The organism is Streptomyces sp. NRRL S-337 (assembly GCF_000720175.1).
GTDB lineage: Bacteria > Actinomycetota > Actinomycetes > Streptomycetales > Streptomycetaceae > Streptomyces > Streptomyces siderophoricus.
Window position 1 is genome coordinate 1 of sequence record NZ_JOIX01000202.1, and the last position, 279, is coordinate 279.

Sequence of the window (279 nt, forward strand, 5' to 3'; positions counted from 1 at the left end):
CGGGACGATGCCCAGCGCGGCCGGGAACGCCGCCGCGAACACCAGCAGCCACACGCCGTGCAGCACCCGCGACGCCTTGGTCCGCGCCCCCGCCTGCACATTGGCCGCGCTGCGCACGATGACCGCGGTCATCGGCAGGGCGCCGAGCAGGCCGCACACCGTGTTGCCGGCGCCCTGGGCCATCAGCTCCTTGTCGTAGTCGGTCTTGGGCCCGTCGTGCAGCCGGTCCACCGCCGCCGCGCTGAACAGCGATTCGGCCGAGGCGATCAGCGCGAAGGC

1 protein-coding gene is annotated in these 279 nt (G+C 73.8%); it reads right to left on the bottom strand.

What is annotated here, in order from left to right; all coding sequences use genetic code 11:
- The coding region (locus IG62_RS0141070; protein WP_030816442.1) for a SulP family inorganic anion transporter at window positions 1–279 on the bottom strand (279 nt) is incomplete at both ends.